The sequence below is a fragment of the Leifsonia sp. TF02-11 genome (assembly GCF_017565305.1).
Lineage (GTDB): Bacteria > Actinomycetota > Actinomycetes > Actinomycetales > Microbacteriaceae > Leifsonia.
Genome location: NZ_JAGEKP010000003.1, coordinates 89691 through 110091, shown reverse-complemented (window position 1 = coordinate 110091; position 20401 = coordinate 89691). Strand labels below are relative to the sequence as shown.

Below are 20401 nucleotides of genomic sequence, written 5' to 3'. Positions count from 1 at the left end.
CAGGGACGTGGGCGTTCCCAGGCGGGCGACGGTTCCCCGCGACGGAACAGCACGGGCGGGCCTTCTCGCTCGGGATCGCCGGCACGTTCCGGCGATCGGGACCGACAGCGGGACGGCAACTGGAACCGCGATGGTCAGCGCGGCGGCGCCGGATCCGGTGGCCGCGGCGGACAGTACAGCCGCGACGGTCAGAGCGGTGGTCAGTATCGTCGCGATGGCCAGTCTGGTGGTAGCCAGAACCGCCGCGATGGTCAGAGTGGCGGCGGTCGCTACGGTCGTGACGGTGGCGACGCACGCGGCGGCCAGCGCGACTACCGGTCGCAGCGTGATAGTGCCCCGCGCGGTGATCGGTCACAGCGAGATGGTGCTCCGCGCGGTGATCGGCCGCAGCGTGATGGAGCGCCGCGTCAGGGCGGATCGTGGGATTCGAACAGGAAGCCCAGCGCCGGCGGCGGATACGGCGGGCGATCCGACGGGCGCGACGGACGTTCGGGAGGTCCGCGTTCCGGCGGCGGGCGATCCGGCGCGGGGCGCTCCGACGACAAGCTCTGGACCAAGGGCGGCCGGCCTGCCCGCGGTGACCGGGATGCCCGCGACCACCAGTACGAGCTGACCGAAGAAGAGAAGCGCGCTCGTGAGTTGCGGTCGGTTCGTCCGCGGCATGACGACCCCGACCTCCCCGCAGATGTCGAGGCCCGCGACCTCGCAAAGGAAGCGCGCATCGAGCTCAAGACGCTGAGCAAGGACAACGCGGAGTGGGTCGCACAGCACCTGGTCATGGCCTCTCGGCTCATCGACACGGATCCTGAGCTGGCGCACCGTCACGCGCTGTCGGCCTCCCGTCGGGCCGGCCGGATCGGTGTCGTCCGAGAGACGCTCGCGATCACGGCCTACGCGACCGGCGACTTCGCGCTGGCCCTGCGTGAACTGCGCACCTACCGTCGGATCACCGGGTCCAACGATCAGATCGCTCTCATGGTCGACAGCGAGCGCGGCGTCGGCCGACCCGACCGTGCGCTCGAGCTCGGGCGATCCGTCGACCGGGCGAGCCTGCCGAACGACGTGCAGGTGTCGCTGGCGATCGCCATGTCCGGTGCTCGCCTCGACCTCGGCCAGGATGAAGCGGCGCTTGCCGAGCTGGAGATCCCGCAGCTCGACCCGAATCGTGCGTTCAGCTGGAGCCCCGACCTGTTCCACGCCTACGCGGAAGTGCTCGAGGCCCTCGGGCGCGACGCCGACGCGGCAATCTGGCGCGAGCGCGCGGAGCGGGCCGAGCTCGCTCTCGAGGAGGCGCACGCGGACGCAGAGCTCGAGACTATCCACGTCATCGAGGAGGACTTCGAACTCGAGGGTGAGCTGGACGCCGGTGAGGACGTCGTCCTGGAGGGTGAGCTGGACGCCGGTGAGGACGTCGTCCTGGAGGGTGAGCTGGACGCCGGTGAGGACGTCGTCCTGGAAGGTGAGCCGGAGGCCGGCGACGACTTAGACCTGGAGGGTGAGCCGGACGATGGCGCTGTTTCGACGGACGAGTGAGGCCGCGACGCCGCTGACCGGCGTCGACCTCGTGCTGGCCGATCTCGACGGCGTGGTCTACGCCGGGCCGAATGCGATCCCGCACGCGGTCGAGAGCCTGAACGGTGTCGCCGAAACTACTCGTGTCGGTTACATCACCAACAACGCCTCTCGGACCGACGCATCCGTCGCCGCCCACCTGAGCGACCTCGGCCTCCACGTCGAGCCGCGCGACGTCGTGACCTCGCCGCAGGCAGCGGTCCGGCTGCTGAGCGAGCACGTGCCGGCGGGATCGACGATCCTCGTCGTCGGCGGCGACGGCCTGGTCGACGAGGTGCAGAAGGGTGGGTTCGCCGTCACTCGCTCAGCCGACGACGACCCGGCCGCGGTGATCCAGGGCTTCGCGCCGGAGGTCGGCTGGGCGCAGCTGGCCGAAGCGGCGTTCGCTTTGCAGGGACGCAGCGACAGCGAACGTCCCTGGATCGCGACGAACACCGACTGGACGATCCCCGTCGCGCGCGGCATCGCGCCAGGCAACGGCACGCTCGTGTCGGCGGTGCACACCGCGGCAGGTCGGCTTCCGCTGGTGGCGGGCAAGCCGGAGGTGGCGATCTTCCACGAGGCCATCGCCCGATTCCACGCGACCAAGCCCCTGTTCATCGGCGACCGACTCGATACCGACATCCTCGGTGCGAACCGGGCGGGAATCGACTCCGTGCTCGTGCTGACCGGGATCGACCGCGCGAAGCAGCTCCTCGCCGCCGACGCCGACTCGCGACCGACCTACATCCTGCGCGACCTTCGCGGACTCGGCGAGCCGTACCCCGAGGCGAAGACTGCGCGCAACGGCGCAGTGACGGTCGGGAAGTCGACGGTCGCGATCGAAGGCAACGACGTCCGCATCCTCGACGAGGGCGTCGATGAGCTCGACCTGCTCAGAGCCGCGTGCGCGGCGATCTGGGACTCGGGACGCGCGATCTACGGACTCGAGGTTCCGGAGCGCCTCTACGCCTGACCGGCCAGATGTGGGCGGGGGTCAGAGCGCTGTCGCTCGCTCCACCAGCCGGTAACAGCGACGGACGCGCTCGAGCCACCAGTCGCGGCGGTCTGCCGGCGCACTGAGCCGACCGAGCTGCGTGGCCGAGACCTCCGGGCGCTCGACACGGATGGCCCCCTCCACCGGAACGAGCGGGTCCACCGCCACATCCTCCTCGAACATCGCCACCGTGCCGAGCCCGCAATCGAAGTCGAGCTCCGACACCGCGGCTGCCAGGCGAGCGCCCATCGCGATCCCGATCGAGGTGTCCAGCGCGCTGGAGACGACGACGGGAAGGCCCGCCTCGGCCACGATCCGGAGCGCTGCGTGCACTCCGCCGAGCGGCTGTGCCTTGATCACGAGCAGATCGGCGGCTCCGGCACGCGCCACGGCGAGCGGGTCGCTCGCCTTGCGCACACTCTCGTCGGCGGCGACGGGGATGTCCATGTAGCGCGTGCGGGCGCGGATCTCGGCGAGCTCCTCGACGGTCGCGCACGGCTGCTCCACGTACTCGAGGTCGAACGGGGCGAGCGCGTGGATGGCGTGCTCGGCCTCGTCCACGTTCCACAGCGCGTTCGCGTCGATGCGGATGCGCCCCTCCGGCCCGAGCCGATCGCGGACGGCACGCACGCGAGCGACGTCGTCGGCGAGCGTCTGTCCCGGCTCCGCGACTTTGACCTTCGCCGTCCGTGCGCCGGGGTAGCGGTCGAGAACCGTCGCCACGGCCTCCGCGGCGACGGCGGGGACCGTCGCGTTGACCGGGATCAGCTCCCGCAGCGGGGTGGGTTGGGCACGCCACCCGAAGTCGATGGCGGCGTGCAGCCAGGCGGAGGCCTCCTCGTCGTCGTACTCGACGAACGGCGAGAACTCGGTCCAGCCCTCCGGCCCCTCGAAGAGGACGGCCTCGCGGAGCGTGATGCCGCGGAACCGCGTTCGCATCGGGAGCTGGACGACGCACGCCGTCCCTAACAGTTCGTCGAGGTGGGCCAGCATTCCACAAGTTTGGCACGCGAGCATCCGCCGGGATCGGCGCGATCGTAGGCTGGGGGCATGTCTTCGGCAGTATCAGAGCTCTTCGACCCCGCGGTGTGGAAGGACGTCCCGGGTTTCGGGACGCTCACCGACATCACGTACCACCACGACGTCACCGGGAGGATCGCACGCGTCGCGTTCAACCGGCCGGAGGTGCGCAACGCGTTCCGGCCGCACACGGTCGACGAGCTCTATGCCGCGCTCGAAGACGCGCGGACCAACCCGCGCATCGGTGTGGTCCTGCTCACCGGCAACGGGCCGAGCCCCAAAGACGGCGGCTGGGCCTTCTGTTCGGGTGGTGACCAGCGCATCCGCGGCCGCGACGGCTACAAGTACGCCGACGGTGAGACGGCCTCCGGGATCGACAGCGCGCGGAGCGGGCGCCTGCACATCCTCGAAGTGCAGCGGCTCATCCGGTTCATGCCCAAGGTCGTCATCGCGGTCGTGCCCGGCTGGGCCGCAGGTGGAGGGCACTCGCTCCACGTGGTCTGCGACCTCACGATCGCGAGCGCGGAGCACGGCCGGTTCAAGCAGACCGATGCCGACGTCGGGTCGTTCGACGCCGGCTACGGCAGCGCGTACTTCGCGCGGCAGGTGGGGCAGAAGTTCGGGCGCGAAGTCTTCTTCCTGGCTCGGGAGTACTCCGCGCAGCGCGCTTACGAACGGGGCGCGGTGAACGCCGTCGTGCCCCACGCCGAGCTGGAGGAGACGGCCGTGGAGTGGGCGGAGGAGATCCTCACCAAGTCTCCGACCGCGATCCGAATGCTCAAGTTCGCTTTCAACGCGGTGGATGACGGGCTCGTGGGGCAGCAGGTGTTCGCGGGCGAAGCGACGCGCCTGGCCTACGGCACCGATGAGGCGGTCGAGGGGCGAGACGCGTTCCTCGAGAAGCGCGAGCCGGACTGGTCGCCGTTCCCGTGGCAGTACTGAGCGGGCCGGCGGTGCCGACCCCCGGTGACGGGGTGAGCGGGTGACACGGGAGTACCGGGTGGTCGACGCGGGGCAGCCTGCGGAGGTTTTCGCCGCACTCCGCGCGGCGCTCGCCGACGGAGGGCCGGCGGTTGTCCCGCGGAGCGGGGGTCTGCGGGGTGGGTCGTCGGGGAGCGGCGGTCCGCAGGGCGCCGCGTCGGGTGGATCGCCGGAGAGCGGGTGGCCAGGGAGCGGTGAGCGGGCGCCCCAGAACGTCGCGCTCGTCATCGAGACCTCGGGGTCGACCGGGGTTCCGAAGCGGGTCGCGCTCTCCGTCGACGCTCTCCTCGCCAGCGCTGCCGCTTCCGCCGGCGCCATGGGAGGTCAGGGGCAGTGGCTGCTGGTGCTTCCGACGCACTACGTCGCCGGGGCCCAGGTGCTCGTGCGCTCACTCGCGGCGGGCACAGAGCCGGTGTACTACGGCGACGGGCACTTCGACCCGCTGCGGTTCGCCGAGCTGGCGGCGGAGCTCGACGGCGATCAGCTCTACACCTCCCTCGTGCCGGTGCAGCTGGCGCGGATCGTCGAAGCGGCAGAGGCGGGCGCTCGGGAGGCAGGCGCGGCGCTGCGGCGGTTCGACGGCATCCTGGTCGGCGGGCAATCGCTCGATCCCCGCCTTCGGGAACGCGCGGAGACGCTCGGCGCTCGGCTCCTGACCACCTACGGGTCCAGTGAGACCGCGGGGGGCTGTGTCTACGACGGCGTCCCCATCGGGACGACGGCCGTGCGGTCCGTGGAGGGGCTGCTCGAGATCAGTGGGCCGACGCTGGCCGAAGGCTACGTCGGAGACGAGAAGCGGACCGCCGCGTCTTTTCACGAAGACGCGGGCGTCCGCTGGTACCGCACGGGAGATCTGGGCGAGGTCGTCGACGGGCGCGTGACAGTGCGCGGGCGGTCGGACAACGTCATCATCTCCGGGGGCGAGAAGGTGCTGCTCGACGCCGTCGAACGCATCGTCCGAGGAATGCCGACGCTCGGCGAGGTCGTCGTGGTGGCGGCGGACGACGACGAGTGGGGGCAAGTGCCGGTCGTCGTCGCGACAGGCAGCGACAGCATCGCCGACGTGCGCGACCTCGTCGCCCGCGAGCTGGGGCGTGCCGCCGCTCCTGCGCGCATCGTCACGGTGGAAGCCCTCCCGCGCCTCAGCAGCGGAAAGCCCGACCGCGTCGGCGCCGCACGTCTCGCGCGCGTCGACGGCCCCGCGTCGTCGGAGACATAGCCGTTGTTGTTACGATTCGCTCTGTGATGAGCCAGAACAACTCCCGGATGCAGCGGATGGCGCCCCCGCCGGCGCGAGGACCACGTGGCGGCAGGAGCGGGCGCCCCGGTGCGAAGGCATCGGCCGTGCGGCCGGCGACGGCGTCCGACTGGATCGCCGGCGCTCGCCTCCGCACGCTCCCGCTGGCCGTCGCACCCGTGATCATCGGCGTCGGCGCCGCCAAGGTGGTCGAAGGCGTGGGGATCTGGCACCCCGTGCGATCGCTGCTCTGCCTCGCAGTCGCCGTGCTGCTCCAGATCGGCGTGAACTACGCCAACGACTACTCCGACGGCATCCGCGGCACCGACGAGTTCCGTGTCGGACCAGGCCGGCTCACCGGGTCGGGCAAGGCGGCGCCGAAGAAGGTGCTCGCCGTCGCGCTCACGTTCTTCGGACTGGCCGCCGTCGCCGGCCTCATCCTCGTCCTCCTCACCCAGTACTGGTGGGTGCTCATCGTCGGCGCGGCGGCCATCGCCGCGGCCTGGTTCTACACCGGCGGCAAGCGCCCCTACGGCTACTACGGGCTCGGCGAGGTCTTCGTGTTCGTCTTCTTCGGCCTGGTGGCCACCGCCGGCACCACCTATATGCTCGCCGGATCCGTGAACCAGGAGGCGTGGTTCGGCGGGGTGATCGCCGGGCTGATCGCCTGTGCCGTGCTCATGGTGAACAACATCCGCGACATCGGCCCGGACAAGCAGGCGCACAAGCGCACCCTCGCCGTCCTCCTGGGCAACGTGGCCTCGCGCATCGTGTTCTGCGTGTTCCTGCTGGTGCCTTTCGGCATCCTGGCGGTGCTCGCGCTGTTCTACCCGTTCGCGTGGTTCGGCATGTTCGCCCTGCTCGCAGCCCTTCCGGCCTGCGTCATCACGCTGTTCGGCAAGACGCCGCGCGAACTGATCACCGCCCTGCAGCTCACCAGCATCACCGGGCTGCTCGTGGCGCTCGCGCTGGGCGCGGCCTACGCCTTCTGACCGGAAGCGGTTCCGCCCTGCTCCGCGTCGGGCTGTGCGGCGTCGATCGCGGCGTCCTCCTCGTCGTCGGGCGAAGGGGCCGGCTTGTCGCGGTGGCGAACCGCGTACAGGTCTGACGAGACGGCGTTGCGCGGCTTGCTGAGCAGGATATACGACAGGCAGAGCCCGATCAGAGCAGCGGCGATGACCGCGGCCCACCAGACGATGCCGATCACGAGAAGGATGATCAGCGGCACGACGAACACCACCAGGCGCAGCACGGTGTAGGTCAACCAAGAGGGAATCCGCTTCACCCTCCCAGCTTAGGCACGCTCTCTGAGAGTTACGATGTAGCCATGGTTCGCCTCTGGATAGTCCTCGGCGTCGCAGCCGCGGTGTTCTACATCTATTCGGTGGCAGACTGCGCCCTCTTCGACCGTTCCCGGGTGCGTGGCCTACCCAAGCCCTTGTGGCTGCTCATCATCATCCTGTTCCCGATCATCGGCGGGATCCTCTGGTTCCTGGTCGGCCGCGGCCGGCGCGCGAGAGCCGAGTCGGCCCGGCGCGTCAGCGCTCCGGACGATGACCCGGAGTTCCTCGGCAAGCTGCGGATCGACCACGACCAGGAAGAGCGCATCAAGCGGCTCGAGAAGGAGCTCGCCGAGCTCGACGACAACGGCCCCGACGACCAGACCGGCCGACGGGATGGGTGACCCGCGGGTCTCGGAAGAGCCCGCGGACGTCGAAGCCGGCACGGCCGGTCGACTGCCACGCGTCGACAGCCCCGCGACCGACTATGCGCTTGCGCTCCTGGTCGGATTCGTGGAAGCCGGCGTCAGCGATCTCGTGGTGAGCCCCGGCTCCCGCTCGCAGGCTCTCGCGCTCGCCGCCGCTGAGCTGGAACGCGCAGGCGCCGCCCGGCTCCATGTCCGCATCGACGAACGGGTCGGCGGGTTCCTGGCGCTCGGGCTCACCAGGGAGACCGGAGCGCCGACGGTGATCGTCACCACCAGCGGTACCGCGACCGCCAACCTCCACCCCGCCGTGCTGGAGGCCCACGAGGCCGGCCTCCCGATGATCGTGGTCACAGCAGACCGGCCCGACGAGTTGCGCGGCATCCGGTCCAACCAGACCACCCGGCAGGACGGGCTATACGGGACCGTCGTCCGATCCATGCGCGACATCCCCGCCCCGATCGGCGCCGCGGGCGAGCAGGACGCCGCCCGGTCGATCGCGCGGGCCGCGGTCGAGGAGGCCGTCGGAGCCGCGACCGCCGATCCCGGCCCTGTGCACCTCAACGTCGCGTTCCGCGAGCCGCTCTCGGTGGCCGTTCCGAGCATCACGGGCCTCGAGCGCGGCGAGCTCCCCACGACCGTCGGACCGCACGTACTGGGCCGATCGGTCGTCGAGCTCGAGGACGGACCTCTGACCGTGGTCGTCGCGGGCGCCGACGCGGGCACCGCCGCGGCCGAGCTCGCGCGTGCCGGCGGATATCCGCTGCTCGCCGAGGTCTCGAGCGGATCGCGCTTCGGGCCGGAACTGGTGGTCGCGTACCGCGAACTCCTCCGCGAGGACGACTTCGGTGGCCGCGTCGAACGGGCCGTCGTGTTCGGGCATCCCACGCTCAGCAGGGAGGTGCCCACGCTCCTCCAGCGGGCCGACGTCGAGGTGATCGTCGTCGCCCCGACGGGCGCCGAGGCGTACAACCCCGGTCATCGTGCGCGCATCGTCGGCGGAGTGGCCGCTCCGGAGGCTGTCGACGTCCGGAGCCCGGAAGTGCGCGCGTGGGTGGGCAGCTGGGTGTTCGCCAGCCGCAGGCTCACCGAGGAGGCCGAGCGTTCCGCCGATCCGGCTGCCACCGCCCCCGACGTGCAGAAGGCGCGCTCGTACGAGCCGTCCGACGCCCTGGCGTTCGCCCGCGCGGAGCTCGCGGCCGTGCGTGCGCCGATCACGCGTCTGCTGCTCGCAGAGGCGGTGTGGCGATACACCTGGCCGCACGACCGCCTGGTGTTCGGTGCCTCTCGGCTGATTCGCGACGCCGATCGGCTGGTTCCCGGCAAGAAGATCGTCGTCCACTCCAACCGTGGGCTCGCCGGGATCGACGGGACGATCGCGACCGCGACGGGGATAGCGCTCGCCAGCGCGGCGGCGGCACGAGCGGAGGGCGGAGCGACCGGCGTCACCCGGGTGCTGCTGGGAGACCTCGCGTTGCTGCACGATGTCGGTGCGCTGCTCGGCGCGCCCGGCGAGGAACGGCCGCACCTGCAGGTCGTCGTCGGCAATGACGGCGGCGGCACGATCTTCGACGGGCTCGAAGTGGCGGCGACGGCTCCCGCCGACGCGTTCGACCGGGTGCTCTACACTCCGCAATCGGTGGACCTGGCCGCGCTCGCGCGCGCCTACGGGTGGGCGCACAGTGTGGCACGCACGAAGGGTGAGCTGGATCAGGCGCTCTCGGCGCCGCCTGCCGGGCCGAGCATCCTGGAGGTCCCGCTGCCGCGGTGAACCGGCACGGGCGAGGGCTCAGAGACTGTCGGGGTCGAGGTTCAGCTTCGTCGACGCGTACAGGAACTGGTTGCCGGCGCCGCCGGGGAGATCTGGGTTGAGCCACAGCAGCCATTCGACCGGGATGCCGAACCGATCGGCGACGGCGGTCGTCGTGTCGCCCTGGGCGACCTCGTAGCTCTTGGGGGCGCCGCTCGCAGTCTTCGCTGTGACGGTTCCCGCGGCGTTGGTGCGGGTTCCGCCGTCGACCGGGTGCACGTTCGATTGCCGCACCGGCACCGACCAGTGGACCGTGTTGACGGCGAGGACCTTGTCGGGGCCGAGCTCCTGCGGCACGCCGTCGAAGGAGGCGGCCGAGGAATAGGTCACCAGCGCGGCGAGGTACGAAGGCTGGCTGTCGGCGATCAGCCCTGTCGACGATTGCGCCGCCGACGTCGGGCCGCCGAGCAGGTGATCGCCGACGCCGTGGTAGGTGAGGCCGTCGCCCACACTCGGCGCGACCTCGATGAGGGTGACGGACACCGGGACAGGGACGGTCGAGGTGAAGCTCGTGTACTGGGCCGAGTAGGTGTTGTTGCCGTTGGAGAAGATGCGGTAGTGGAAGTGGATGCTGCCCAGGGGCGACGCCACGTTGCCCTCGGCGACGACCGTTCCCTGTGGCACCGGAGTCAGCGTCGGAGCAGGGACCGGTGTGCTCGTTGGTACCGGAGTGACCGTCGCGAGACTCCTGCTCTGACCCAGGGGTGTGCTCGTCGGCTTGGGGGTCTTGGTGTGGGTGGGAGACGCGGTGGGCTTCGCACCTCCGCCGAAAAGTGCGCAGCCGGTGAGCAGCGAGGCCACGGCCACGGCGGCGACGAGCGAGGCCCATCCCCTGCGCGTGCGTGCGGAATGGTCCGACGGCCGACGACGGCCGTGGTTTGTTCGAAACGACACGATTTCCCCCTCGAAGAACCCTAGCGGGCTTGGAGGCCGTCGACAACGAAGATGAGCTCGCGGTGAGGCGTCACTAGCATGACCGCGTGCACATGATCTTCCGGACGATGCTTCACGCGTTCCTCTCCCGTTTCGGCCCGCGGCTCGATCACTGGGACGTGGCACGGACCCGCTTCCGGGTGCTGCCGACCGACCTCGACATCCTCAAGCACATGAACAACGGGGTCTACCTGTCGATCGCGGACATCGGGCGCTTCGATCTGCTCCGCCGGAACGGGGTCTGGGCGATCTTCGAGGAGCGCGGCTGGTATCCGGTCGTCGCGTCGGAGACCATCTCGTTCCGCAAGTCGCTGGAGCTCTGGCAGCCCTTCGTCGTGGAGTCGCGCATCCTGGGCTTCGACGCGAAAGCCGTCTATGTGGAGCAGCGCTTCACCGTCGACGGAGAGATTTACACCCAGGCGTTCATCCGCGGCCGCTTTCTGAAGCGATCGGGCGGCGTCGTCTCGATCGACGAGTTGCTCGACGCGGTCGGGCCGGCCCCGACCGACGTGACGGTTCCGGAATGGCTGCTGGAGTGGGGAGCGGACGCCGCACTCCCGTCCACGCGCGCGGAGGCCCCGAGCGTCTGGAGCGAGTGACGGCGTCCGCTCGCGGCGAGCGGCGTGCTCAGCTCGGCCCGAACGCGAACACGCGATCGGGGTCGTAGGAGGCGCGCACCTCGGCGAGCCTGGAGTACACCGCAGCCGGCCACGCGCTCTCGAAGGTCGACGGGTCGCTGAGGTCGGCCGCCCAGTTGACGTTGGTGACCGCGGAGATGCGGTGCTGCAGAGCGCGCGAGAGCGCCTCGGCCGCCGCCGGAGCAACGCTGTCGAACGTCGCAGGATCGGCGGCGATCGCGCTCAGCGTGTAGCCGCTGTCGCGCCCGCCGACCGCCGTGCCGTCTGCGGTGTCGCGGCCGGCGGCGCCTCCCAGCTGCCGGATCTCGAGAGCGAGGAACGGGCTGTCGACGCGGGGGCCGGCGACCTCCAGCAGCGTGTCGCCGTCGGCGGCGTCGAAGTCGTCGAGCATGAATCCGCGGATCCACGCCGGCGAGCCCTGCTCGGGGTCGTTGTGGATGCTCGCGACCGCGGTCGTCGGGATCTCGGCCACGGCGTCGAGGAAGACGGGGGCGGCCTCCCGCATCGGGGCGAACAGGCGCTCGCCCGTCGCGCTGTCGCCCGGGTAGGCGAACCGCACGCTGAGGACCGTGCGGCCGCGCAGCGGCGGCGGAGGGCCGTCGACGTCGGGAATCCGCAGGAGCACGACGGATGTCGTCGCCTCCTCGCCCAGGCCGGCGGCCCAGTCGACCCAGGCGCGGAAGGCCGGCTCGATGGCGTCGCCCTCGAAGAAGACGCTGCCGGCGTACAGCGTCGTGAGCGGCACCAGTTCGAGCGTCATCTCGGTGACGACCGCCAGGCCGCCCTTGCCTCCGCGCAGGGCCCAGAAGAGCTCGGGGTGGGAGTCGGCAGCTGCGGTGACGATGTCGCCCTGAGCGGTGACCACCCGGAAGCCGCGGACCCAGTCGGCGGTGAAGCCGTGCGAGCGGGCCAGCGGCCCGAGGCCTCCGCCGAGGGTGTAGCCGACGGCGCCGACGCTGGTGGACGACCCGGTGATCGGGGCGAGCCCGTGCTCGGCCGCCTCCTGGATGACGGGAGCCCAGCGGACGCCTGCGCCGATCCGGACGAGGCGTGCAGGAGCGTCGATGACGATCGAGTCGAGCGCCCGGGTGGAGACGATGAGTCCTCCGGCGATCGGCGACTCCGACCCGTGCCCGGTGGCCTGCACGCGCACCGGGAGATCGTGCTCGCGGGCGAAGCGCACGGCTTCGGCGACGTCGCCCTCGCTCACGACGGCGACCACGACATCCGGGTCGTGCCGGATCGCCGGGTTGAAGCAGGCGACTTCGGCGGCGAGTCCCGCGTCGCCGCGGATGTAGACGGTTCCCTGTACCCGCTCGCGCAGGCGCGCGAGATCATCGGCTGTGATTTCGATTCCCATGGGGAGAAGGTAGGGGAGACCACCGACAAAACGGGCCAGCCCTGCCCGCGCAGAGCGGAGGTCGGGGGCGGCCCCGCGATCGGCCCAGCGGTCAGCCGTGTGACGTAGCATGCCGTTCATGACCGCACTCCACCCCGCCGACGCCCGCTCCGGGCGCGCGGTGGAGACGGTCTACCGCCCCGCGGGCGCCCTCGACCTCGCGGGGACGATCGGTCAGCTCGGGCGCGGTCCCTACGACCCGACCACGTCGTGGGATCTGCAGGGGATGTGGCGCACCTGGCGCACGCCGGAGGGGCCGGCGACGCTCCGGATCCTTCGCCCCGCCGCCGACGGCAGCGTGCGTGCCGCCGCCTGGGGTGCGGGCGCGCGCTGGGCGATCGACGCCGTTCCCGGCTTGCTCGGCAGAGGCGACGACTGGTCGGGCCTGGACGTGCGGTCGCATCCGCTCCTGCGCGACAGCCTGCACCGCAACCCCGGGCTCCGGCTCACGCGCACCGGCCTGGTGCTGGAGGCGCTCCTCCCGGCGATCGTCGAACAGCGCGTGACGAGCCTGGAGGCGTACCGGTCCTGGGCGCGCCTGCTGCGCTGGTACGGCGAGCCGGCGCCCGGCCCCGCCCCGGAGGGCATGCGGGTGGTGCCGACGCTGCAGCAGTGGCGGGGCATCCCCTCCTGGGATTGGCACCGAGCCGGCGTCGACCCGCGTCGCGCCCGCGCGATCCAGGCCGTGCTGGCGGTCGCTCCCTCACTCGAACGGGCGATCGGGGCCGCGGCCTCCCTCGACGAGGCGGAGACGGCGATGCGGACCATCCCCGGAGTCGGACAGTGGACGACGGCCGAGACGCTGCAGCGTTCGCACGCCCACCCGGACCTGGTCAGCGTCGGCGACTACCACCTCGCCCACCAGATCGGCGAGGCGCTCACCGGGTCGCGCGTCGACGACGACGGGATGCTCGAGTTGCTCGAGCCGTGGCGGGGGAACCGTCAGCGGGTGGTTCGGCTGATCCTCGCGAGCGGCTTCCGCTTCCAGCGTCGCGGGCCGCGCGTCGCCCTCCAGGATCACCGCTGGCACTGAACGCCGACCGCGATCGTGCCCGCGTTCAGCCGGTCGTGCCGTCCCGTTGCGCCGTGGCGTGCTCGAGTCGGAGGTCGTGGTCGAGCTCGCGGCACAGCGTCTGGTAATGGTCGCGCATCGACGGGTAGTAGTCGTCCCAGTTCGGCATCGGCTTGCCGTCGTGCGCGGCGACGAGCCGGTCGAGGTAGTAGTCCCAGCCCACGCAGTAGTCGGCCGAGCCGGCGATCGAACGCAGCCGCTGCCCGAAGGTGACGGTGGTGTGGCCGCTCGCCTCGGTGAGATGGACGAACATCACGAGGGAGTCGGGAGCCTTGCCGACGTCGACATGGAGGCGGTGCGGCGACTCGCACAGCATGACCGCCACGTTCTGCCAGTCAGCATCGTCCCCTTCCGCGTTCATGCGGAACTTGACCGCGCCTGTCGACCCGGTGCCGGTGTACTCGCCGATCCACTGCGCGAGTCGCGGTGATCGCGTGAAGTACGACCACACCTCCTCGATCGGAGCCTTGAAGATGCGGTCGAGGACCACATAGACCCCGTCTTCCTTGCGAACCAGTCGTCCTGTCGGTTGCGGCAGCATGGTGACCTCCCTGAAGAGCCCCTCCTGTTGCTCACCATAGTCACACGCGTTCGATAAAGGCAGTGGGCCATCCCTGGGTGTCGCGTGCGAGTCCTCTCACTCCTCCAAGACAGCCATCGCGGCGTTGTGGCCGCCGAGCCCACTCACTGCGCCGCCGCGCCGGGCGCCCGAGCCGCACAGCAGGATGCGCTCGTGGCGCGTGGCCACGCCCCACCGCTCGGCCGGTGTGCCGAGGGCGTCGTCGTCTTCGGCGAACGGCCAGGAGAGCGGGCCGTGGAAGATGTTGCCTCCCGGCATGTTCAGTGCGTGCTCGAGGTCGCGGGTGGTCTTCGTCTCGATGCAGGGGTTGCCTTCGCCGTCGGTGAGCAACAGGCTCTCCACCGGCTCCGCGAGCACCGAGTTCAGCGAGGCGAGCACGGCGCCCTGCAGGCGCCGCCTCGTCGCGTCGTTGTTGTCGTCGGTCAGCCAGCGATCGGGGGTGTGCAGGCCGAAGACGGTGATGGTCTGGGCGCCGCTCTCGGCGAGATCGGGATCGAGGATGCTGGGGTCGGCGAGCGTGTGGCAGTAGATCTCGCACGGCAGGAGCTCGGGCATCACTCCGCGCAGCATGCCGTCGTGGGCGGCCTCCAGCTGCGTGTAGGTCTCGTTGATGTGGAACGTCCCGCCGAACGCGGCGGCCGGGTCGACCGAGTCGTCGCGCAGGCGCGGCAAGCGCTTCAGGAGCAGGTTGACCTTGACCTGAGCGCCCTCCGCGCGCGGCCGCGGCGGATCGGCGGGCTCGCCCAGCAGAGTGTCGAGGACGTCGGGCGCGACGTTGACGAGGACGTGCCGGCCCTCCACTCGGCGCTCATGGCCGTTGCGGGTGTACGACACCGAGCCGTCGGGGCGGATCGACGTGACCTCCGCGCCGGTGACGATGCGGGCGCCGGCCTCGCGGGCGACGCGGGCGAGCTCACCGGTGACCGAGCCCATGCCGCCCACCGGGACGTCCCACTCGCCCGTGCCCTGGCCGATGACGTGGTAGAGGAAGCAGCGGTTCTGGGCGAGGTCGGGGTCGGAGACGCTGGCGAACGTGCCGATGAGGGCGTCGGTCGCCGCGACACCGCGCACGAGGTCGTTGCTGAGGCGCGACTCGATGAAGCCGCCGATCGGGCGCTCGATGAGCGCGTCCCACAGCTCGTCGTCGCCGACGAGGGCCTTGGCCTCCGTGCGCGTGAGCAGGGGCTCGGTGACCGTCGGCCAGAGCGCGCGGGCGACGGCGCCGGTCGACTCGTAGAAGCGGGTGAACGCCTCGGCGTCACCGGCCGCCCCGATGCGGGCGAAAGAGGCGGCCGTCGCCTCGGCGTCGGTGTTGTCGATCAGGAGTCCCGCACCCTCCGGGTCGCCGGGGACCGGGGTGTACGACGAGTAGCGCCGCCGGGCCAACCGGATGTCGAGTCCGAGGTCGTCGATGATCCGCTGCGGGAGGAGGCTGACCAGGTACGAGTAGCGCGAGAGCCGCGCCTCGACGCCGGGGAACGCCTGGGCGCTGACCGCCGCTCCGCCGACGTCGTCGAGGCGCTCGAGCAGGATGACGCTGCGACCGGCTTTGGCGAGATAGGCGGCGGCGGTGAGGCCGTTGTGCCCGCCGCCGACGATCACGACATCGTGGGACGCGGCGGGGGAGGCTGCGGGGTCGGTCATGCGTCAGAGCCTACGGTACGTGCTCAGGGCTGCCGCGTGTGGTCGGCGGGAACCGCCGCGGCCAGTGCTGCGCGCACGGCGACGACTCCGGGGCTGGTCGCTGCCGCGCGGCGTGCGGACGTGAAGATCGTGCGGCGCGGGGCACCGGGAAGCGGGAGGAGGTCGACCTCGGGGCGACCTCCGGCCCAGACGAGACCGGGGAGCAGCCCGACGGCGTTGCCCGACGCGATGAGCCGGATGTGGGTGACCAGATCGGCGGTCTCGAAACGCACATCCGGCTCGAATCCTGCGGTGCGGCAGACCTGGACGGCCCAGGTGCGCGACACCGTGCCGACGGGTTCGAGCACCCAGGGGGCGTCGGCTGCGCTCGACAGGTCGGCAGCGCGGATGCGGGCGTTCGCGTCGGCGGAGACCGCCAGGTGGATGCTGTCGGCGGCGAGCTCCGCCCGGTCGAGTTCGGAGCGCAGGGGCCGGGTGCTGCCCGGGTACTGCTCGGCGACCGCCAGGTCGAAGTCGCGCGCGGACACTTCGAAGAGGCCCTGCTCCGGCTCACGCTCGGTGACCTCCACCCGGAGCGCCGGGTAGTCACGGGCGAGCGTGTCGATGGCGGCGGGCAGGATCGCGTGGGCAGCGGACTGGAACACCGCGACCCGGACGACGCCGGAGACGGTGGCACCGGAACCGGCGACGGCGGACTCCGAGACGGCGGACTCGGCGGCATCGAGGGCATCCAGGAGCTCGGCGGCCCGCAGGGCGAGCAGCTCGCCCTGCGGGGTGAACTGGAGCCGACGACCCGACTTGACCAGGAGGACGGCGCCGGTCTCGCGCTCGAGCGCGGCGAGCTGCTGCGAGACGGACGACGGGCTGTACGAGAGGGCCGCGGCGACCGCTGTGACCGTGCCACGGATCCTCAGTTCGTGCAACAGGCGGAGCTTGCGGATGTCGAGCATCTCAACCATTCGACTTGGATGAACGATATCGTTCGGAAACGTTCGCTTTTGCTGATAGTAGCGCTCGTCGAGAATGTTTCCACAGGCGTCGTCGGCTGTGACTTCTCCACCGATCGGGAGTGGTCCCGCGTCGCCCCAGGAGCGAGGAATACAGTCGTGGACATGGTTGAACACACGGACGAGGTGCGGCCCGCGGTGCTGGCCCAGGAGGCGGTCGAGCTCGTTCGGCGCTGGCTGGCCGAGAGCGGGAGCGGCACCGGGAGCGGTTCAGGCGCGGAAGCGCCTCGCGACCCTGCCGCCGAACGCCTCGCCGGCGTGCTCCGCGACCCCGACGGGCTCGACTTCGCTGTGGGGTTCGTCGACGGCGTCGCTCGCCCGCAGGACCTCTTCGTGGCCGGATACAACCTCCAGCGCGTCGCCAAGAAGATCCCGCGGTTCCTGCCGTGGTATATGCGCGCGGCGATCTGGCTCGGCGGCGTTTTCGGTCCCGTCCTCCCGTGGGTCGTCATCCCGATCGCCCGGCGCGTGCTGCGCAGCATGGTCGGCCACCTCGTGGTCGACGCCACGCCGGAGAAGCTCGGCCCGGCCATCGCCCACTTGCGCGCCCCGCGCGATCCCGCCGGTCACGGCGCACGGCTCAACCTCAACCTGCTCGGGGAGGCCGTGCTCGGCGAGACGGAGGCGGCGCGACGCCTCGACGGCACGCGCGCACTCCTCGCCAGAGATGATGTCGACTACGTCTCCATCAAGGTCTCCTCGATCGCATCGCAGCTTTCGATGTGGTCGTTCGACGAGACCGTCGACCGGGTCGTCGAACGACTCGTTCCGCTCTACGAGCTCGCGGCGTCGTCACCTGCGCCGAAGTTCATCAACCTCGACATGGAGGAGTACCGCGACCTCGACCTCACGATCGCGGTCTTCGAACGCATTCTCAGCCGCCCGCAGCTGCTCGGCCTGGAGGCCGGAATCGTGCTGCAGGCGTACCTGCCCGACGCGCTCGACGCGCTCCAACGGTTGACGGAGTGGGCGACGCAGCGCCGCATCCAGGGCGGAGCCGCCATCAAGGTGCGGGTCGTCAAGGGTGCCAATCTCGCGATGGAGCGCGTAGACGCGGCAGTACACGACTGGCCGCTCGCCACCTACGGCAGCAAGCAGCAGACCGACGCCAACTACAAGCGCGTGCTCGACTGGGCGCTCACTCCCGAACACACCGGCGCCGTGAAGATCGGGGTCGCCGGGCACAACCTGTTCGACGTCGCCTACGCGTGGCTGCTCGCGTCCCGCCGCGGGGTGGCCGATCGCATCGACTTCGAGATGCTGCTCGGCATGGCGACCGCCCAGGCTGAGGCCGTCAAGCGTACCGTCGGCCGGCTCCTGCTCTACACACCCGTCGTCGACCCCGGCGAGTTCGACGTCGCGATCTCGTACCTCATCCGCCGTCTCGAAGAGAACGCCAGCCACGAGAACTTCATGTCGGCGGTGTTCGAGCTCGACTCAGACCCCGCGCTGTTCGATCGGGAGCGGGACCGGTTCCTCGCCTCGGTCGCCGACCTCGAGGCGGACCCGTTGCCGTACGGCGCCGCGCCCCTGCCCAACCGCAGACAGGACCGAACACGGGAGTGGGAGCAGGAGACCGCGGAGTCGTTCTTGCGGCCGCCCGCCGTCGAAGCCGAACCGGCGCCCGAGGGGCTGACGAGTGTGGTGCTCGGGCTCAGTCGCGGATCGGGAGGCGGACTGCTCGAGCCGCCGACGACGGCAGCGGTGCCCGGTGGGCCGGCTGCACTGGCTGGTTCGGCGGGTTCGGTCGGCCCTGCCGTACCGAACGGGACGGCGACGGGGTTCCACAACACGGCTGACACCGACCCGTCCCTTGCCGCGAACCGTGCGTGGGGCCGCCGAATCCTGGCGCGATCGGTGGCGAGCGAGCTGGGAGCGAAGACCATCGCGGACGCCCAGGTCGTCGACGCCGGGCACCTCGATCGCATCATCGCCGCGGTGCGCACCTCGGGGCACGCGTGGGGTGCACGCAGCGGCGCAGAACGCGCCGCGCTGCTCGACCGGGCCGGCCACGCCCTCGAAGCCAACCGCGACCGACTCATCGAGGTGATGGCGGCGGAGACGGGCAAGACCATCGCAGAAGCGGACCCCGAGGTGAGCGAGGCGGTCGACTTCGCCCACTACTACGCGTCGCTCGCTCGTGAGCTCGACGTCGTGCAGGGCGCCAGGTTCGTCCCGTCGTCGCTGACCGTCATCACGCCTCCCTGGAACTTCCCCGTCGCGATCCCGGCCGGGGGAGTGCTTGCGGCGCTCGCCGCGGGCAGCGGAGTGATCATCAAGCCGGCGCCGCAGGCGCGGCGCGCGGCAGCGGTCATGGTCGAAGCCCTGTGGGAGGCGGGGGTCCCGCAAGAGCTCCTGGCGCTCATCGACGTCGCAGAGAACGAACTCGGGCAGCAATTGGTCTCCGACCCGCGCGTCGACCGGGTCATCCTCACCGGCTCGTACGAGACGGCCAGGCTGTTCCGCTCGTGGCGGCCCGACCTCCCCCTGCTCGCGGAGACCAGCGGCAAGAACGCCATCATCGTCACACCGAGCGCGGACTGCGACCTCGCGGTCGCCGACATCGTGAAGAGCGCCTTCGGCCACGCCGGCCAGAAGTGCTCCGCGGCGAGCCTGGTCATCCTCGTCGGATCGGTCGCCCGGTCCGAGCGATTCCGCAATCAGCTCGTCGATGCGACGAAGAGCCTTCGGGTCGGCTACCCGAGCGACCCGGTCACCCAGATGGGTCCTCTGATCGAGCCGGCCTCGGGCAAGCTCCTGCACGCGCTCACCACACTGGGTGCCGACGAAGAGTGGCTCGTCCGTCCCCAACAGCTCGACGACAGCGGCCGGCTCTGGTCGCCGGGCATCCGCACGGGCGTGCAGCCGGGATCGTACTTCCACCTCACCGAGTTCTTCGGTCCGGTGCTCGGCATCATGACGGCACGCACGCTCGACGACGCGATCCGGTACCAGAACGCGATCGAGTACGGCCTCACAGCGGGGCTGCACTCCCTCGACTCGGAAGAGCTGGCGCTGTGGCTGGACACCGTCGAAGCCGGAAACCTCTACGTGAACCGCGGCATCACCGGCGCCATCGTGCGTCGTCAACCGTTCGGCGGCTGGAAACGGTCCTCTGTCGGGGCTGGCGCCAAGGCCGGCGGACCCAACTATCTGATCGGGCTGGGCTCGTGGGAGGCGGAGACGGGTGCCTCGAGTTCCAGCCTGCACCTGCGCGGTCTCGAACCGCGCGTGACGGACCTCATCGAATCGGGGCAGTCCGCCATGGACTACCCGGCCTTCGACCTCGTGCGCCGGTCCGCCCTCAGCGATGCGATCGCCGTCGCGACCGAGTACCACCAGGCGAAAGACGTCTCGGGACTCGGGGTCGAGCGCAACATCTTCCGGTACCGGCCCGTCCCCGTGGCGATCCGGCTGTCGGAGGGCAGCGGACTGCCTGAGCTGCTGCGGGTGCTCGCTGCGGCGACCGTCGCCCGCTCTCCGTTCACCGTGAGCACCAGCATCACGCTCCCGCGCGCGACGCAACAGGTGCTCAAGGCCAGAGACGTGGAGGTCGTCGTCGAGACCGACGCGCACTGGCTCTCCCGCGTGCGGGGACGCCGCATCAGCGCCCACCGCATCCGACTCATCGGCGGCGACCCCGCCGCACTGGCCGCCGCGCTCGGCGGAAGCCCCGATGTCGCGGTCTACAGCGGCGCCGTGACCCCCTCCGGTCGCGTCGAGGTGTTGCCGTTCGTGCACGAGCAGGCGATCTCGATCACCAACCACCGCTTCGGCAACCCGACGCGGCTGTCCGAGGGGGTGATCTGAAGACTCGCCGCCGGTAG

The 20401-nt window shown here is 70.9% G+C and carries 17 protein-coding genes; 10 read left to right on the top strand and 7 right to left on the bottom strand.

Features of this window, described 5'->3' with window-relative positions; translation table 11 throughout:
- Positions 1-639 precede the first annotated feature (639 nt).
- Positions 640-1533: a hypothetical protein gene (locus JNB50_RS02625; RefSeq protein WP_208038559.1), complete on the top strand. Its 894-nt coding sequence runs from the start codon at positions 640-642 to the stop codon at positions 1531-1533.
- Positions 1508-2527 (top strand): HAD-IIA family hydrolase, encoded by a 1020-nt coding sequence (locus JNB50_RS02620; RefSeq protein WP_208038558.1) that lies wholly within the window; start codon positions 1508-1510, stop codon positions 2525-2527. The genes JNB50_RS02625 and JNB50_RS02620 overlap by 26 nt, the downstream gene beginning before the upstream one ends.
- Positions 2528-2548: 21 nt before the next feature.
- On the opposite strand, the gene JNB50_RS02615 is transcribed toward JNB50_RS02620, so the two are convergent.
- Complete coding sequence (locus tag JNB50_RS02615; protein WP_208038557.1) at positions 2549-3541, bottom strand: o-succinylbenzoate synthase; 993 nt, start codon at positions 3539-3541, stop codon at positions 2549-2551.
- Between the two features lie 57 nt (positions 3542-3598).
- Between JNB50_RS02615 and JNB50_RS02610 the strand changes: the two genes are divergently transcribed.
- The 3 genes from JNB50_RS02610 to JNB50_RS02600 are packed head-to-tail and all read left to right on the top strand — an operon-like array spanning position 3599 to position 6778.
- Positions 3599-4510, top strand: a complete 912-nt coding sequence (locus JNB50_RS02610; protein WP_208038556.1) for a 1,4-dihydroxy-2-naphthoyl-CoA synthase — start codon at positions 3599-3601, stop codon at positions 4508-4510.
- A gap of 40 nt (positions 4511-4550) precedes the next feature.
- Entirely contained in the window at positions 4551-5768 is a 1218-nt protein-coding gene (locus JNB50_RS02605) for an AMP-binding protein (protein ID WP_208038555.1), read from the top strand.
- Positions 5769-5794: 26 nt separating this feature from the next.
- Positions 5795-6778, top strand: coding sequence for a 1,4-dihydroxy-2-naphthoate polyprenyltransferase (locus tag JNB50_RS02600; RefSeq protein ID WP_208038554.1), 984 nt, complete (start codon positions 5795-5797; stop codon positions 6776-6778).
- Here JNB50_RS02600 and JNB50_RS02595 read toward each other — a convergent pair.
- Positions 6766-7071: a DUF4229 domain-containing protein gene (locus JNB50_RS02595; protein WP_307794578.1), complete on the bottom strand. Its 306-nt coding sequence runs from the start codon at positions 7069-7071 to the stop codon at positions 6766-6768. The genes JNB50_RS02600 and JNB50_RS02595 overlap by 13 nt on opposite strands.
- Before the next feature lie 42 nt (positions 7072-7113).
- Here JNB50_RS02595 and JNB50_RS02590 point away from each other — a divergent pair, with 42 nt between their 5' ends.
- Positions 7114-7470: a PLDc N-terminal domain-containing protein gene (locus JNB50_RS02590; protein WP_208038553.1), complete on the top strand. Its 357-nt coding sequence runs from the start codon at positions 7114-7116 to the stop codon at positions 7468-7470.
- Positions 7463-9262: a 2-succinyl-5-enolpyruvyl-6-hydroxy-3-cyclohexene-1-carboxylic-acid synthase gene (gene menD, locus JNB50_RS02585; protein WP_208038552.1), complete on the top strand. Its 1800-nt coding sequence runs from the start codon at positions 7463-7465 to the stop codon at positions 9260-9262. Before JNB50_RS02590 ends, menD begins: the two co-directional genes overlap by 8 nt.
- A gap of 18 nt (positions 9263-9280) precedes the next feature.
- Here menD and JNB50_RS02580 read toward each other — a convergent pair whose 3' ends face one another.
- Positions 9281-10195: a LysM domain-containing protein gene (locus JNB50_RS02580; protein ID WP_208038551.1), complete on the bottom strand. Its 915-nt coding sequence runs from the start codon at positions 10193-10195 to the stop codon at positions 9281-9283.
- An 86-nt stretch (positions 10196-10281) separates the two neighbouring features.
- Between JNB50_RS02580 and JNB50_RS02575 the strand changes: the two genes are divergently transcribed.
- Complete coding sequence (locus JNB50_RS02575; RefSeq protein WP_374222234.1) at positions 10282-10833, top strand: acyl-CoA thioesterase; 552 nt, start codon at positions 10282-10284, stop codon at positions 10831-10833.
- Positions 10834-10861: 28 nt separating this feature from the next.
- On the opposite strand, the gene JNB50_RS02570 is transcribed toward JNB50_RS02575, so the two are convergent.
- Complete coding sequence (locus JNB50_RS02570) at positions 10862-12232, bottom strand: FAD-binding oxidoreductase (RefSeq protein WP_208038550.1); 1371 nt, start codon at positions 12230-12232, stop codon at positions 10862-10864.
- Between the two features lie 118 nt (positions 12233-12350).
- On the opposite strand from JNB50_RS02570, the gene JNB50_RS02565 reads away from it, so the two are divergent.
- Positions 12351-13304: a DNA-3-methyladenine glycosylase gene (locus JNB50_RS02565; RefSeq protein ID WP_208038549.1), complete on the top strand. Its 954-nt coding sequence runs from the start codon at positions 12351-12353 to the stop codon at positions 13302-13304.
- A gap of 25 nt (positions 13305-13329) precedes the next feature.
- On the opposite strand, the gene JNB50_RS02560 is transcribed toward JNB50_RS02565, so the two are convergent.
- From JNB50_RS02560 to JNB50_RS02550, 3 genes are all read right to left on the bottom strand, one after another.
- Positions 13330-13884: an SRPBCC domain-containing protein gene (locus tag JNB50_RS02560; RefSeq protein ID WP_208038548.1), complete on the bottom strand. Its 555-nt coding sequence runs from the start codon at positions 13882-13884 to the stop codon at positions 13330-13332.
- A gap of 96 nt (positions 13885-13980) precedes the next feature.
- Positions 13981-15567, bottom strand: a complete 1587-nt coding sequence (locus tag JNB50_RS02555) for an NAD(P)/FAD-dependent oxidoreductase (RefSeq protein ID WP_208038547.1) — start codon at positions 15565-15567, stop codon at positions 13981-13983.
- 23 nt (positions 15568-15590) lie between these two features.
- A complete protein-coding gene (locus JNB50_RS02550) occupies positions 15591-16517 on the bottom strand; it encodes a LysR family transcriptional regulator (RefSeq protein ID WP_208038546.1) in 927 nt (308 codons plus the stop codon).
- A 162-nt stretch (positions 16518-16679) separates the two neighbouring features.
- Here JNB50_RS02550 and JNB50_RS02545 point away from each other — a divergent pair, with 162 nt between their 5' ends.
- The gene (locus JNB50_RS02545; RefSeq protein ID WP_208038545.1) at positions 16680-20384 is read left to right on the top strand and encodes a bifunctional proline dehydrogenase/L-glutamate gamma-semialdehyde dehydrogenase; all 3705 of its coding nucleotides are present in this window, start codon (positions 16680-16682) and stop codon (positions 20382-20384) included.
- Positions 20385-20401: the final 17 nt, after the last annotated feature.